Annotated in this window: 8 protein-coding genes; 3 read left to right on the top strand and 5 right to left on the bottom strand. The window is 68.7% G+C overall.

Annotated features, from left to right (window positions below; genetic code table 11):
• Positions 1 to 31 precede the first annotated feature (31 nt).
• The 3 genes from NMG10_RS01895 to NMG10_RS01885 all read right to left on the bottom strand — a co-directional run bounded on the left by NMG10_RS01895 (position 32) and on the right by NMG10_RS01885 (position 4,227).
• Complete coding sequence (locus NMG10_RS01895) at positions 32 to 1,801, bottom strand: ABC transporter ATP-binding protein (protein WP_203646453.1); 1,770 nt, start codon at positions 1,799 to 1,801, stop codon at positions 32 to 34.
• 2 nt (positions 1,802 to 1,803) lie between these two features.
• Positions 1,804 to 3,591, bottom strand: coding sequence for an ABC transporter ATP-binding protein (locus NMG10_RS01890; RefSeq protein ID WP_254463673.1), 1,788 nt, complete (start codon positions 3,589 to 3,591; stop codon positions 1,804 to 1,806).
• A gap of 120 nt (positions 3,592 to 3,711) precedes the next feature.
• Positions 3,712 to 4,227: a sigma-70 family RNA polymerase sigma factor gene (locus NMG10_RS01885; RefSeq protein ID WP_254463671.1), complete on the bottom strand. Its 516-nt coding sequence runs from the start codon at positions 4,225 to 4,227 to the stop codon at positions 3,712 to 3,714.
• A 217-nt stretch (positions 4,228 to 4,444) separates the two neighbouring features.
• Between NMG10_RS01885 and NMG10_RS01880 the strand changes: the two genes are divergently transcribed.
• On the top strand, positions 4,445 to 6,550 hold the full coding sequence (locus NMG10_RS01880) for a condensation domain-containing protein (protein WP_254463668.1): 2,106 nt from the start codon (positions 4,445 to 4,447) through the stop codon (positions 6,548 to 6,550).
• A 119-nt stretch (positions 6,551 to 6,669) separates the two neighbouring features.
• On the opposite strand, the gene basC is transcribed toward NMG10_RS01880, so the two are convergent.
• Complete coding sequence (gene basC, locus NMG10_RS01875; protein WP_254463666.1) at positions 6,670 to 7,989, bottom strand: putative histamine N-monooxygenase; 1,320 nt, start codon at positions 7,987 to 7,989, stop codon at positions 6,670 to 6,672.
• A 61-nt stretch (positions 7,990 to 8,050) separates the two neighbouring features.
• Positions 8,051 to 12,337, bottom strand: a complete 4,287-nt coding sequence (locus NMG10_RS01870) for an amino acid adenylation domain-containing protein (protein WP_254463665.1) — start codon at positions 12,335 to 12,337, stop codon at positions 8,051 to 8,053.
• 128 nt (positions 12,338 to 12,465) lie between these two features.
• On the opposite strand from NMG10_RS01870, the gene NMG10_RS01865 reads away from it, so the two are divergent.
• Together NMG10_RS01865 and NMG10_RS01860 are read left to right on the top strand one after the other, a co-directional pair.
• Positions 12,466 to 13,638, top strand: coding sequence for an isochorismate synthase MenF (locus NMG10_RS01865; RefSeq protein ID WP_254463663.1), 1,173 nt, complete (start codon positions 12,466 to 12,468; stop codon positions 13,636 to 13,638).
• 26 nt (positions 13,639 to 13,664) lie between these two features.
• Positions 13,665 to 15,266 (top strand): (2,3-dihydroxybenzoyl)adenylate synthase, encoded by a 1,602-nt coding sequence (locus NMG10_RS01860; protein WP_254463661.1) that lies wholly within the window; start codon positions 13,665 to 13,667, stop codon positions 15,264 to 15,266.
• Positions 15,267 to 15,282: the final 16 nt, after the last annotated feature.

The raw sequence follows: 15,282 nt of genomic DNA, 5'->3' as shown, positions 1-15,282 counted from the left end.
AGCAACAACAGCGTTGGCAGCAGCACCCGACTCAAGCGGTCACTCCATCACCCGCCGCCTCGCCGATACGCCAGCCCTTGGCGGCCCGGCGCTGCTCAAGGAAGTGCGCGTACAGCCCACCTTCGGCAGCCAGCTGGGCATGGGCACCCTGCTCGCGGATGCGCCCTTGGTCCAGCACCACGATCTGGTCGGCCATGGCCACCGTCGACAGCTGGTGGGCGATGACGATCAGCGTGCGCTTGCCGCGCAGCCGGGCCAGTGCCTCGGCGATGGCCGCCTGGTTCTCGGCATCCAGCGCCGCGGTGGCCTCGTCGATCAGCAGGATCGGCGCGTCCTTGATCAAGGCACGGGCAATCGAAATGCGCTGGCGCTCGCCGCCGGACAGCCGCGCCCCGCCCTCGCCCACCGGCGTGTGCAAGCCTTCGGGAAGGCGCTCGAGGATCTCCTGCACCCCGGCCAGCCGCGCTGCCTCCAGTACCTCGGCCTCGCTGGCGTCGGGTTTGCCGAGGCGGATGTTGTCGGCGATGCTGCCCTGGAACAGGTAGGCGTCCTGGAAGATCTGGCTGATCTGCCCGGCCAGCTGTTCGGCGGACATCTGCCGCACATCCACCCCGCCGACCTTGACCCGGCCCTGGGTGACATCGAAGAACCGGGCGATCAGGCGCACCAGGGTGGTCTTGCCCGACCCCGACGCGCCGACCAGTGCGGTCATGCTGCCGGGCGCGATGTCCAGGCTGACTTCGCGCAGCACCTCGGGTTGGTCATCGCCGTAGCGGAAACCGACCTGTTCCAGTTGCACCGAACCGTCGGCCGGCGCCTGCGGCGCAGCGGGTTCGGGCAGCGGTTCGACGGCCAGCAGCTCGGCCACCGCCTGCAACTGGCCACGGGTGCCACGCAGTACCTCGCTGTAGCCGGCCACGTCCAGCAGCGGATCGATGAAGCGGGTCGCCAGCACCAGCGCGACCAGGGTAGCGATCACCGTCGCGCTGTCGAAGGCAGCGCCGGCCTGCTCGCCGAGCCACAGCGTGGCGACCACCAGCAAGGCGGCGAAGCTGGCCTGCACCGCCCAGACATTGAGCACCGACGACAGCGCCGAGAGCTGGATCAGCTTGCGCGCGGCCTGCTGTTGCTGGGCCACGGCCTGCTCCAGGAAGCGCGTGCCGCCCTGCTCGCCATTGAAGGCGCGCAGCACCGACTGCGCCTGGGCGAACTCGACCATGCGCTGGCTGGTCTGCGCGGTGTCGCGCTGGTAGCGCTGGTCGGCACGCTGGCCCAGGCGCATGGTCGCCAGCATCACCAGGGCCAGCAGCGGCAGGCTGACCAGGGCCACCAGGCCCAGGCGCAGGTCGACCAGCAACAGCGCGACGAGGATCACCAGCGGCGTCACCACCCCGGTGAACAGCGGCGTGAACACGTGGGCTGGCAGCTGGGCAATCTCCATCATGCCCTGGGTGGTGACATGGCTAAGGCGCGCGGTATTGGCGGCGCTGAACCAACCCACCGGCAGCGTGCCGACATGCTCGCCCAGGCGCTGGCGGCCGCCGCGCAGCACCGCGATGCCCACGGCGATGCCGGCCTTCTCCACCCGCCGGCGCAGGTACCAGCACACCACCACGCCCAGGGCCAGCAGCGCCAGCCACTGGCCGGCGGCTTCCAGCTGGTTGCCCAGCAGGTGGCGCAGGATCGGCACCAGGGTGACGATGGTCAGCCCGCACAGCACGCCATACACCAGCGCCAGGCGCAGGTAGCGGCGCAGGAACACGGCGTCGGCGCCGAGCAGTCGAACGAAAATCCCCAGCATGATCAGTGCTCCTCCACCTGCGCGGTCGCCCGCGCTTTCACATAACCCCCGGCAGCCCACAAGCGGGCGTACAGGCCACGTCGGGCCAGCAGTTCGTCGTGATTGCCGCGCTCGGCGACCGTGCCCTGGTCCAGCACCAGGATCTGGTCGGCATGCATCACCGTGTCCAGGCGGTGGGCGATCACCAGCAGCGTGCGGCCCTGGGCGAAGCGCGACAGCGCCTGTTGCAGCTTGACTTCGTTCTCGGCGTCGGCCGCCGCGGTGGCTTCGTCGAGCACCAGCACCGGCGGGTCGAGCAGCACGGCGCGAGCGATGCTCAGCCGTTGCAGCTCGCCGCCGGAGAACTGCACGTCCTCGCCGATCACCGCGTCGTAGCCGCGCGGCTGGGCGAGGATGCGCTCGTGGATATTGGCGATCCGTGCCGCCGCCTCGATCTGCTCCTGGCTCGCCGAAGGCCGGCCCAGGGCGATGTTCTCGCGCACACTGGCATGGATCAGGCGCACGTCCTGCAGGACGAAACCGATGCGTCGGTACAGCTGGGCGCTGTCGATCTGGCGCAGGTCGACGCCGCCCAGGGTGATGCGCCCGGCGCTGGGGTCGAAGAAACGCAGCAGCAGGCGCGCCAGGGTCGACTTGCCGGCCCCCGAGGCGCCGACCACCGCGGTCACCGTGCCGGGCTCGAGGGTGAACGACACCTCGCTCAGCACCGGATTGCGCGGGTCATAGTGATAGCCCAGGCCCTGCACTTCGATCCGAGCATTGGCCGGCAGCTTGCCGGCGGCGCCCTGGTCGTCGGTCTCCAGCACCGGTGTGCGCAGCAGCGCCTGCACGCGCTGGGCGGCGCCGGTGGCGTTGTTCAGGTCGTGGGTGATGTAGGCCAGCAACAGCAACGGTGCGCAGATGCCCGGCGCCACCAGGGCGAACGGCAGCACCTGAACCGGGGTGATCCAACCCAGGCCGACGAACAGGGTGCCGAACGCCAGCACCACGCCGAGCACCGACACCGGGGCGATCATTGCGTTGGCGTTGGCCATGGCGCTGACCAGCGGCCGGGTGAAGTCAGTGAAGGCCGCGGCGAAGGCGTCCACCGCCTCGCGGTAGCTGCCATGGGCCTTGCGCTGGCCACCAAAGGCCTTGACCACCGGGATGCCGTTGACGAACTCGACCACCGCCTGGTTGATCCGCCCCATGCCGGCGCCGAAGGCCTGCATGTTGCGGGCGCTGGCCTGGTGGGCGCGGGCGAAGAACAGGAAGAACAGCGGGAACGGCAGCATCGACACGATCGCCATGCGCCAGTCCATGGCGAACAGGTAGACGATCGAGGCCAGCACCGCCCCGGCGCTGCGTCCGAGAGTGGTATAGAAGTGCGCGGTGAGGCTGTGCAGGATGCCGATGTCGTCCTGCATGGCCTGCTTGACCTCGCCCGAGGCGCGGCTGGTGAACCAGCCCAGCGGCACCCGCGCCAGGCGGCGGATGATCGCCAGGCGCAGCGTGCCGGTGATGTGGTTGTCGGCCAGGTGCGCCACCAGGTCGCCCAGCGAGATCAGCGCCATGCCGGCAAACAGGCAACCCAGCCCCACGGCGATGACCGGCCAGGCCTGGTCGAGGCCCTGCCCGCCGGCGAAGGCCAGCCGGGCGACTTCGGCGATCGCCGCCAGGGGCGCCAGGGTCAGCATGGCGCCCAGGGCGGCAAGCAGCCCGGCGACGATCAATCGGCCGCGTATCGGCGCAAGCACTGCGGCGACCGGCCCACGGGCGGACGATTCCGCCACCCCTTGTTCAACACTCATGAATGCTCCTTTTCAGCACGAGGGGCGGGCCGGGCCGTCCCAGGGGCGCCCTGCCCGCGTGTCCTTCTCAACCTGTATTCCGCACGAGGCGGTCAAACCCGCAAGAAAATCTGCGCACGCTCAGGCGCCGCCCAGCCGGTAGCGCCTGCAGGTGCGCAGGCCGGCGGCGATGTATTTTTCCACCGAGGACACCGAAACCCGCAGCTCGGCGGCGATGGCGCGATGGGCCATGCCGTCGAGGCGGCACAGCAACAGGGCCTGGCGCGCCTTGGGCGAGTGCCGCTGCAGGGCGCTGTCGATTGCCCCCAGGGCCTCGACCACCAACGCCCGCGCCTCCTCCGACGGCACCCGTGGCTCGGGCAGCAGGCCATGGTCTTCGAGGTAGCGGTTTTCGCGCTGGCGACGGCGGTACAGGTCAATGACCTTGCCGTTGGCGATCTGCGTGAGGTGGCAGCGCGACTGCTCGGCGCTGGGCACCTGGCCCTTGTTCATCAGGTGCAGGTAAATGTCGTGGGCCAGGTCCGCCGCGTCCACCGAGTTGCCCAACTTGCGCCGCAGCAGGTCGCACAGCCAGCCGTGATGATCCTGATACAGCTGGTGCAGCTGCTGACGAAGCGCGAACGTTCCGTTGTCCACGGTACCTCTCCCTGAGCGTGGTGCATTCCAGACGGCTTGCTTTGACGTGCGCCAATCTAGATGATAATTATTTGCATCTTTCACACCATAACGAATCCCCGGGATTCACGCAATGCACCCCGGTGGTGCAACCCCTCTGCGCGGCCACTCACCGCGATCCATGGATGGCAGTGAGGCCGACGCGGGCCTTGAACGATCGAACAGCAGGAAGCTAGCTATGTTGGAACGCAACACCACCCCACCCTCGCCCCAGGTCCTTGACGAACACGAGGAACTCGCCTGGTTCGCCCAGCAGCAGCAACCCGAGCGGTTGCACCGGCAACTGGGTGCCTGGCGCCTTGGCCCCCGGGCCGACCTGTCGCTGCTGGCCCTGGCCGTGCAGGCGGTGGTCGAATCCACGCCGGGCCTGAACAGCCGCTACCACTTCAGCGACGACGGCGACCTGTACAAGACCCAGGAACCCGGCTGGTACCCGTGCCTGCGTATCGAACGGGGCGCGGCCGAGGGCATGGACGCCCTGCTGCGGGCGCGCCAGGCGGCGCCCTGGGATTCCACCAGGCAGCCGCCGTTCGAGGCCCTGCTGCTGGCCAGCGAACAGCAGGCCGCGCTCGGCCTGCTCTGCCATGCGGTGCTGCGCCAGTCGCCACAAGCCTTGCTCGAACGCATCCGCGCCGAATACGACGCCCAGGCCTGCGACCAGCCACTGCTGCTCGAACCGCTGTCGCAGGCGCCCTCGACGGACATCGCGCAACGCATCCTCGACGCGTTCCGCCAGGCGCTGGCGGAGCCTGGCATGACCCTGCACGACGACTTCTTCGACATGGGCGGCCACTCGCTGCTGGCCACGCGGATCATCGGCCGCCTGCAGGGCGAGCACGGTATCGAACTGCGCTTCAGCGACTTCTTCGCCTCGCCCAGCGCGTCGGCGCTGGCCAACCGCGCCAAGCTGAGCCAAGGGCAAGCCGACCAGGTCAGCCAACTGGCCGAGGAAATCCAGCAAGCGCCGATGGCCCTGGCCCAGGCATCGTTGTGGCGCGCCTGCGCGGCCTTCGACTACGGCACCATCTTCAACCTGCCCTTTGCCCTGGACTTCCACGACCCGGTGGACGAAGTGCTGCTGCAACAGGCCTTCACTGACCTGCTGGAACGCCACGCCAGCCTGCGCACCACCTACCATGGCGAAGGCGACAGCGCCTGCCAGCGCATCGTGCCGTTGGCCGAACTGGGCCGCTACAAGTGGTTCTGGAGCAGCGCCGAGAGCACCGGGGCAAGCCTTGCCAGCGAGGCCAAGCACCGCTTCGACCTGGCCCGCGAGCTGCCGCTGAGGCTGCGTCTGCTGCGTGACCCGCACAGCGGCCACCAGGTGCTGTCGTTCCTGGTCCATCACATGGCCATCGACGAGTGGTCGCTGAACGTGATCATGGCCGAACTGGCCGAGGCTTACCTGGCCCGCGCCCAGGACCGGGCGCCGCAATGGCCGACGGCAGCGCGTACCTTCCACGAATTCGCCCTCGCCCAGAGAGCCCAGGGCCCGAACCTGCGCCACCTGGCGTACTGGACCGAGCTGCTGCGCGACGCCACCCGTGGCCTTGCCCTGCCCGCCTGCGCCGACGCCCCGAGCGTTCCCGCCGAACAAGCCACCACACGCGCACGCTGGCTGGAACTGCGCCCCGCACCCGGCGTGCTGGAGCAACTCGGCGCCAGTGCCCGGCAGCACCAATCATCGCTGTTCAGCGTGATCTACACCGCCATCGCCCTGTCGCTGCACAAGCTCGGCAACCTCTCGGACCTGGTGATCGGGACCTCGGCCTCGGGGCGTACGGATCCGGCGTTCTTCGACACCGTCGGCTACTTCACCACCATGGTCGCCCACCGCGTGCAGTTCGCCCCGGAGCAGTCGCTGGGCGAGCTGCTGGGTGAAGTGACGCGGATGATCAACGACTCGATGGCCTATGCCGACGTGCCCATGGAGACCATCCAGCAGGCACTGGGCATGACGCCCGCCGAGGGCCTGATGTTCGATGTGTACGTGCAGATCCACGCCAACAACGCCCTCAATGGCGCCCTGCACACGCCCGAGGGCCAGGCGATCCGCTACAAGCAGATCGACCCGGACAAGAGCGAGTCGATGTTCGGCCTGCAGTTCGAGATCATGGAGGATGTGTTCGACGGCCAGCGCTCGCTGCGACTGGTGGTCACCTACCGCAGTGATCGCTACAGCGCTGTCCAGGTCGAGCGCCTGTGCGCGATGATTTCGGCGGCGTTCGGGGTATTTGCCGAGGTGGATGCCGGCCGGCGGGCGCTGGGCGACGTGGTGTTGTAGCACCCCGGGGGCGCTTTGCGCCCCTTTCGCGGCGCAAGGCCGCTCCTACAGAGAGAGGTACGCGTTCCCCTGTAGGAGCGGCCTTGTGCCGCGAAAGGGCTGCGAAGCAGCCCCATGGCTCAGTCCTGCGGCAACCCGTAGAGCTGGAACGACGACCGCTGCGGCACCCGGTACTGCGCCCGGCCCAGCAACTGGTTGAGGATCACCGCATTGCGCACCGGCCCCAGACCCAGGTCCGGCGAGCCGACGCCATGCTGGAAGATCTCCGCGTTCTGCACGAACACCCGGCCACTGCCGCCATCGCAACGCTGTGCGGTGAAATCCTCACCGACGATGCAGTCACCGTGCGCGTCGGTGGCCAGCACCGTGCCCTTGAGCTGCTCGAACCACTGCGGCCAGGCATGGGCATAGCCGGTCGCCGCGACAATCGCATCGGTTTCCAGCGTCGCCCGCTGGTCCAGTTGGCGGTGGCGGAAGGTCATGCGCAGGCCCGCCGAGGCCAGGTCCTCCACAGTCTCTACGTCGCAGTTGGACAACAACGTCAGCCCCGGCTCGCGCCCGCCGATGGAACGCTCGTAGATCAGGTCGTAGATTGCGCCGATGGTGGAGAAACTGATGCCCTTGTACAGCAGGCCCTGCTCCGCGACGATCTCGCGGCGCTTGTCGCGGTCCAGGGTGTGGAAGTAGTTCATGTAGGCCGGGGTGAAGCACTCCTGGCCAAGCTTGGAGTACTCCATGGGATGGAAGCCCCCCGACCGAGTAATCCAGTGGATCGACGCCCCCGCCTCCACCTGCTGCGGCGTCAACGCATTGAACAGGGCCAGCACGCACTCCGCCGCGCTCTGCCCGGAGCCGACCACCACCACGCGCCGGCACTGCTCCAGTTCGGCCTGGCGCTTGCCGAACTCCGCCGAGTGCAGCACCGGTGCCTGGCTGCGTGCGCGCGCCCAGGCCGGCAGCCACGGCCGGGTACCGAGGCCGATGGCCAGGTCGCGGCTGCTGTAGCGCCGCTCCAGGCCCGATACCGACACGCTGTCGATGACGAAGCGCTCGCTGCCGCTATCGTAGCGCACCCCGGTGACTTCCTCGCCGAAGTGGCAGGCCGGCAGCTGGCGCGCGGCCCAGCGGCAATAGTGATCGTATTCGCGCCGGGGCACCTGGAAGTGGTCGTAGTAGTAGAACTGGAACAACCGGTCGTGCTGGTGCAGGTAGTTGAGGTAGCTCAACGGGTGGCAAGGGTCGGCCAGGGTCACCAGGTCGGCGAGGAACGGCACCTGCAAGGTGGTACCCGGCAGCAGCAGGCCCTCGTGCCAGCGAAATTCCGCCTTGCGCTCGAGGAACGCGCAGCGCAGCTCCGGGTGGCGCGACAGCAGCGCGGCCAGGCCCAGGTTGAACGGTCCGACGCCGATGCCGGCGATGTCTACGGTTGCTATGTCCATATGCTCGATGATTTCCCAAAAACTACGGATGGCGCCCTGGGTGCGACCCAGGGCGGTTGATTCAGGCAGGCGTGGCGGCGAGCAGGCGCTCGACGTCTTCGACCGTGCGGCACGCCAGCAACTGTGCGGGCGACAAGCACACCGCAAAGGCCTCGCCCAGGTGTGCCGCCAGGGGCTTGAGGTGCTGCGGGCGCAGGCCCATGGCGAGGAAGTCCAAGGCCGGCTGCGTGGCACCGAGCACCTGCTGGTAGATCGCCAGCACCTGGGCGCAACGCTGCGGGTCACTGGGCGTCGCTGCCGGCGCCTGCTCGGTTACGCCTTCCAGCAACGCGCGGGCGCGGCGGCGGTCCGGCTTGCCGTTGGCCGTCAACGGCAACTCGGCCACCTCGACGAAGCGCGTGGGCACGTGGGACTGCGCCAGCAGCGCCCGGGCATGCTCGCGTAGCGCCACGGCGCCGGGCGGCGCGCCGTTGCGCCGCACATAGAGCGCGCCGATGCAGGCCTCGCCCTGTTGCGTGTCGCCATAGTCCACCACCAGCACCTGCTGCACCGCCGGGTGGCGGATCAGCTCGATCTCGATGTCCGGCAGCGACACGCGCACGCCGCGCACCTTTACATAGCCATTGACCCGGCTGTCGAACAGCAGCACGCCGTCCTCGCGATAGCGGCCACGGTCGCCGGTACGGAAAGCCCGTACCGGCGCGCCGTGCTCGTCGAGCACGCTGACGAAGTCGTTCTGCACCAGTTCGCCGTCCTCCAGGTAGCCCAGGGCCAGGCCCACGCCGCTGGTGTGAATACGCCCGGCGACGCCCTGCGGGCAATGCTCGCCATGCTCGTCCAGCAGCCAGTAGCGGTTGCCCGGCAGTGGTCGGCCATAGGGCACCCTGGCGCGGTCCTGGTCGCCGATCTCGTGCCAGATGCTCCAGATGGTGGTCTCGGTCGGCCCGCCAAGGGACACCAGCCGTGCCGCCGGCAACTGCTCGCGCAGCTCGGCGATCACCGCCGGCTTGATGTAGTCGCCGCCCTGGGCCAGCAGACGCAGGCTGTTCAGTCCGTCGCCCTGGCGGCAGGCCAGGAGCATTTCGAGGATGGCCGGCACCGAGCACCAGAGGCTCACGCCATGCTGCCTGACCAGCTGGTTCCAGCGCAGCGCGTCCTTCTCCTCGCCGGGCTCGGGCAACACCAGCGCCGCCCCGGCGCAGAGGCTGCCGAGCACGTCGAACACCGACATGTCGTGGTGCAGCGGGGTCACCGAGATGAACACGTCATTGCGGCTGACCTGCCACTGCGCCAGGGTGCTGCCGATGACGTTGGCCGTGGCGCGGTTGTTCAGCACCACGCACTTGGGCTTGCCGGTGGTACCGGAGGTGTAGAGGTAGTAGGCCGGCGCGCTGCTGGCCGACAAGGCCGCCAGGCCAGTCAGGTCCAGCGTTGCCGGTGGACTCGCCAGCAGTGGACCGACTGCGTCGACCACCAGCGCCGGCAGGCAGTTGTCCAGCAGGTAGCGCAGGCGCTCCTCGGGCGCCGCCGCGTCGATCGGCACCCAGACCAGCCCGCTCAGGGCGCAGGCCAGGGTCGTCATGGTGTGCTCGGGGCCACGTGGCAGGCAGATGGCGACCACCTGGCCGGGGCGCAACCCGCGAGCCTGGAATGCCCCGGCGATGCGATTCACGCCCTGCCCCAGTTCGGCATAGCTGATACGCCGTTCGCCGTGCAGCAAGGCAATGCGCCCATTGTCCGGGCCGAACAGGTTGTGGGCGATGCGCCCGAGGAAGTCGACAGGTTCGGCCTGTTCCTCACTACTGTTCAAGCGATAGTGACCAAGGTCGATGAACTGCCGTGCATGAATTTCGAAGGCAGCCTGCCCGGCCAACTGCTCCACCGCCTGGCCAAGGGCCGCGAGCAACTGTACGACCCAGCGGCCATCGACCGCTTCGCGGGCATAGTCGATCTCGAACGCCAGGCCTCCCTCGGCGGTGTTGCAGAAGCGGATGTCCATGGCCACCTGGGGCGTCTGGGTCAGGCCCGTGCGCAAGGTCATCGGGCCATCGACCGCGCCCACCGGCCAGGACAGGCCATTGGTCAACACCACCGGCAGTGCCGGGCCCGGGCCGTTGCTGTCGTACAGCAGGCGGGCCAGGTCCACGCCGGAGAACGCCAGGTGCTGCAGCCCCTCCAGCACATCGGCCTGCAGGCGCTTGGCGCGCTCGGCGAGCGTGGGCAGGCGGTGTTGCCAGTCGAGGGCGATGAAGCTGGAACGGTTGGCGAACGCGCCGTCCTGGGGCGGCGCCACCGGCACCGCCACGCACAGGCTGCCCTCGTCGAGCCAGTGGCCGAGCACTTCCAGTACCACGGCCATGATCGTCGAGTTCTTGAACAGCCCCTCGCGCGCACCGGCGCGGCTCAGCGCCTTGAACGCCGGGGCCGGGATCACCTGACGCTGGCGTGCGTACCGGGCCACGCCGACCTTGTCCAGAGCGCAGCGCCACGGTAGCCGTGGCGCGCCATCAACCTCTGCCAGCTTTGACTTCCAATACTCGGCATCGGCTTTGCGCACCTCGCTTTGGTCGTTAACAGCCGCCGTCGGCTCGCTGGCGGTCAGCGGCTGGCAGTGCCCGTCGAACAGTTCGACCATCAGGGTAGCGATGGAGCGTCCATCGAGGATCAGCGCATCGAAGCGCACGAACACCACCAGCTCGCCCTGCGGCAGCTGGAAGGCGGTAACATTCCAGGGCCGCCCGGCAAGGTCGGACAGCGCATGGGCGTAGACCTCACGACGAACGTCGAGCTGTGCCTGGGCCTGCTCGGCCGTCAAGGCGTGCAGGTCGATCACCTCCAGGTTGACCTGCACCTGGTCGCTTACCGACTGGGTCAGCGCCTGGGCGTCGATGCGGGTGCGCAGGCTGTCGTGGCGGCGCACCATGTCCGTAAGGCGGCTGCGCAGCAGCGCCAGGTCCATGCGCCCGCGATACTCGCGAAACTCCTGCATGGCCACGCCGCCCAGCGGCAGATGCTCGCCACGCCCCAGCAGGTAGGCCTGCTGCAGGGCGTTCAAAGGGCGATCCCGGCTGGCCTCGATCGCCAATGGCTGGTGCAGAGCGCCGGAGTCGGCGGCCACCGCCACGGCCAAGGCGATGAAGCGCTCGAACAGCGTCTGGACCCAATCCGCCGGCAGTGCGTCCAGGCGCACATCCCAGTTGACCAGCAGGCCGCCATCGACCTGGGCCACCTGCGCGTCCAGTGCCACCTGCGGACCTTGGGAGATCACCCAGTCCATCGGCCCGAACACCCGGCCCACGCGCTCGGAGAACAGCTCGCCACCGGGCAGGTCCAGCCCTGCGGTGAACACCACCGGGGCCAGTTGCGGCGTGCCGTGATGGCGCGACAGGTCGCGCATCAGGTCCACGCCCGGATAGGCGCTGTGCGCCAGGCGCTCGACCAATTGCCGGTGCAGGTCCTGGCACAGCGCGGCAAGGCTGGTGACGCCGGTGAAGTCGACATCGACCAGCACCAGGTTGGCGAACTCGCCGACGATCCGTTGCACCGGCTCCAGCACCGGCTCGCGCCAGAACACCGGCACGTTCAGGCGCAGGCGGCGGTCCCCGGTGTGTTCGCCCAAGGCGCTGGCGAACAGCCCGAGCAGCAACGCCGACGAAGTGATCCGCTGCGCCCGCGCCGCCTGCTGCAAGGCGCGGTACTGGGCAGGTTCGAGCCGGGCGGCAAGGCGCTCGCTGCGCGCCGGTCCTGGCGGGAGCAAGGGTAATGAGGGCGCCGGGGCGATATGCGCCAGGCGTGCTCGCCACCAGCCGCGGTCACGGCTGCGGGCGGCGCGCAGGTCGGCATCGGCACGCACCTGGTCCAGCCAGTCGAAGTAGCTCGGCGTGGTCGGCAGCACGGTTCCAGGGGTGTCGTACAGCCGGGCCAGGTCTTCCATCAGTACCCGGAAGCTCGACGGGTCCACCGCGATCATGTCGGTGTCCACATGCAGCCGGCTGGCATTGCCCGGCAGCAGGCTGAGGCCAAAGCGTGCGCCCTGGCCGGCATTCAGGTCCAGGCGCTGGTGGCTCCACTGGCGACGTTTCTCCAACAGGCGCCGCTCCACGGCCGGCCCGTCCAGGTGGCTGAAATCCTCCAGCTCGAGCTGGGCGCACAGCGCCTCGTCGATGCTCTGCCGCCCCTGCCCGTCGATGCGCAGCCTGAGCATCGAATGCGCCCGGTACAGCCCCTCAAGTGCGCCCGTCAGGCGCGCCACATCGATGGCCTGGCCATCGAACTCGGCATACAGGTGAGCGCTGACGCCACCCAGTGCCGCATGTGCATCCCGCCCGATCCAACAGGCGGCCTGCATCGAAGTTAACTCTCTCATCGCTTACCCGCGTGGTTGACAAATCCATGTGTTTCGCGTCCTCATATTTACTAACGAGAATGATTATATTTCAAGGTTTTCTTTCTCACCCATCGCCAAGGAGGCTACCCATGAAGACAGGCACCCTGCGTTTGCAAGACAGGGACACCGTGCCGCTCAGCCAAGAGGACTCGAGCTTTTCATTCACATCCGGCGACCGCGAACTGAGCGTCAGCGGTCTGCGCGAGCGTATCGACACCCCGGCGCAAGGAAGCCATCTGGCCGGCGGCGCACTGCGGCGCAGCATCGACCAGGCCTTCGAACGCGCCCGCCAGGCGGGGCAGGACAACCCGATCGTGGTCGGCGCCATCCCTTTCGACACCACCCAGGCTTGCAGCCTGTACGTCCCCCAGGCCTATGCCTGGCAGGCGCGCACCGCGGCTCCCGCCCAGGCCGGCGCACTGCCGGCGTTGCTCAGCCAGGCCAACATCCCCGACGAACACGGCTTCAAGCGCGCCGTGCGCCACGCCATCGTCAACTTCCAGCACAGCGATGTGCGCAAGGCCGTGCTCTCGGTGCAGCGTGAACTGCACTTTGCCGCACCCGTGGACCCGGCACAGGTGCAGGCCAACCTGAAAGCACTGAACCGCGAGGGCTACCACTTCCGCGTGCCCCTGGCCGATGGCGCCACCCTGCTGGGTGTGAGCCCGGAGCTGCTGGTGCACAAGCAAGGCACGGCGTTCGTCAGCAATCCTCTGGCCGGCTCCGTGCGGCGCATGGCCGACCCCGAGGCCGACCGCAGCAATGCGCAATGGCTGGCGGCGTCGGAGAAGGACCACTACGAGCACCGCCTGGTCACCGAGGACATCGCCCAGCGCGTCGGCGAACTGTGCAGCCGCCTGCAGGTCCCCGAGCGACCGTCGCTGATCAGCACCGCCGCGCTGTGGCACCTGTCCACCCGCATCGAGGGCGAACTGGCCACGGCCGATATCGACGCCCTGCAACTGGCCTGCCGCCTGCACCCGACCCCCGCCGTGTGCGGCTATCCCACCGAGCGGGCTCGCCAGTTGATCCGCTTCGTCGAGCCCTTCGAGCGCGGCCTGTTCACCGGCATGGTCGGTTGGTGCGACGCCCAGGGCAACGGCGAGTGGGTGGTGACCATCCGCTGCGGCACCTTCAACGGCCAGCGCGTGCGCCTGTTCGCCGGCGCCGGCATCGTCGAGGCCTCCAGCCCCGACACCGAATGGAACGAAGTACAGACCAAGCTCGGCACCATGCTGCGAGCCTGCGGCCTGGACCATTGACCTCAATCCCGTTTTCCGAGATTCCCATGACTATCGAATTCACCCCCTGGCCCGCGGACCGGGCGCAGCGCTATCGCGCCGCCGGCTACTGGAACGACCAGCCGCTCAGCCAGTTGCTGATCGAGCGCGCCGCCGCGCAGCCACAAGCACCGGCGATCCTCTGCGGCGAGCGCCGCATCAGCTACGGCGAACTGGACCGGCGCGCCTCCAACCTGGCCTCGCGCCTGGCCGCCCACGGCCTGGGCCAGGGCGATACGGCGCTGGTGCAGCTGCCCAACGTCGCCGAGTTCTACATCGTGCTGTTCGCCCTGTTCAAGGCCGGCATCGCCCCGGTCAACGCGCTCTACAGCCACCGCCAGCACGAGCTGGGCGCCTTTGCCCGGCAGATCCACCCCGCCCTGCTGATCGCCTCGGCCGAGCACGAGGTGTTCCGCAACGACGCGTTCCTCGACGACCTGGCCAAGGAAGGCCTGCGCCCGAAGCTGACGCTGATGCTCGATGCCCTCGACGACTGGAGCGCCAGCGCCGATGTGCGCGGCACCCACTACGCGCCCAGCCCAGCCGGCGCAGTGGCGCTGTTCCAGCTGTCCGGCGGCAGCACCGGCACTCCCAAGCTGATTCCGCGCACCCACAACGACTACGCCTACAGCGTGCGCGCCAGCGCGCAGATCTGCGCCCTGGACAGCGCCACGCGCTTTCTCTGCGCCCTGCCCGCGGCGCACAACTACACCCTCAGTTCCCCCGGTGGCCTGGGCGTGCTGCACGCCGGCGGCTGCATCGTCATGGCGACCAACCCGGAGCCGCTCAACTGCTTCGCCCTGATCGAGCGCCATGCCGTGACCATGGCCGCCCTGGTGCCCAGCGCCGTGGCCCTGTGGCTGCAGGCCGCCCCCGGGCACGCCGCCAAGCTGCGCAGCCTGCGCCTGCTGCAGGTCGGCGGCGCCAGTTTCGCCGAGGCCCTGGCCCGGCAGGTCCCCGAGGTGCTGGGCTGCAGGCTGCAACAGGTGTTCGGCATGGCCGAGGGCCTGGTCAACTACACCCGCCTGGATGACAGCGACGAGCAGGTGTTCACCACCCAGGGCCGGCCGATAAGCGAGCTGGACGAAGTGCGCATCCTCGACGAACAGGGCCAGCCGGTCGCCGACGGCGAGCCGGGCATGCTCGCCACCCGCGGCCCCTACACCTTCTGCGGCTACTATAAAAGCCCCGAGCACAACGCCCAGGTGTTCGACCAGGACGGCTTCTACCACTCCGGCGACATCGTCCAGCGCAGCGCCGACGGCAACCTGCGGGTGGTTGGCCGGGTCAAGGACCAGATCAACCGCGGCGGCGAAAAGGTCGCTTCGGAAGAGATCGAGAACCTGATCGTCATGCACCCGGACGTGACCCACGCCGCCCTGGTGGCGCTGCCCGACGACCTGCTCGGCGAAAAGAGCTGCGCCTTCATCGTCTCGCGCAATCCGCAGCTCAAGCCGATTGCCCTGCGCCGTCACCTGATGGGCCTGGGCATCGCCGAGTACAAGCTCCCGGACCGGATCCGGCTGATCGACGCCATGCCGCTGACCGCAGTGGGCAAGATCGACAAGAAGCAACTGCGCGCGCTGCTCGCCGTCGCCCCGACCGCCTGACCGTCCAAGGACCCGA

This window comes from Pseudomonas sp. DVZ6 (assembly GCF_024259445.1).
In the GTDB taxonomy this organism is placed as follows: domain Bacteria; phylum Pseudomonadota; class Gammaproteobacteria; order Pseudomonadales; family Pseudomonadaceae; genus Aquipseudomonas; species Aquipseudomonas peradeniyensis.
The sequence above is the reverse complement of the archived record's forward strand: the minus strand, read 5'-3'. Positions and strand labels throughout refer to the sequence as shown.

Excerpts from the sequence above, each read along its gene's own strand:
- NMG10_RS01895 (WP_203646453.1), bottom strand. The coding sequence starts at position 1,801 with ATGCTGGGGATTTTCGTTCGACTGCTCGGCGCCGACGCCGTGTTCCTG.
- NMG10_RS01890 (WP_254463673.1), bottom strand. The coding sequence starts at position 3,591 with ATGAGTGTTGAACAAGGGGTGGCGGAATCGTCCGCCCGTGGGCCGGTC.
- NMG10_RS01880 (WP_254463668.1), top strand. The coding sequence starts at position 4,445 with ATGTTGGAACGCAACACCACCCCACCCTCGCCCCAGGTCCTTGACGAA.
- basC (WP_254463666.1), bottom strand. The coding sequence starts at position 7,989 with ATGGACATAGCAACCGTAGACATCGCCGGCATCGGCGTCGGACCGTTC.
- NMG10_RS01870 (WP_254463665.1), bottom strand. The coding sequence starts at position 12,337 with ATGCAGGCCGCCTGTTGGATCGGGCGGGATGCACATGCGGCACTGGGT.
- NMG10_RS01865 (WP_254463663.1), top strand. The coding sequence starts at position 12,466 with ATGAAGACAGGCACCCTGCGTTTGCAAGACAGGGACACCGTGCCGCTC.
- NMG10_RS01860 (WP_254463661.1), top strand. The coding sequence starts at position 13,665 with ATGACTATCGAATTCACCCCCTGGCCCGCGGACCGGGCGCAGCGCTAT.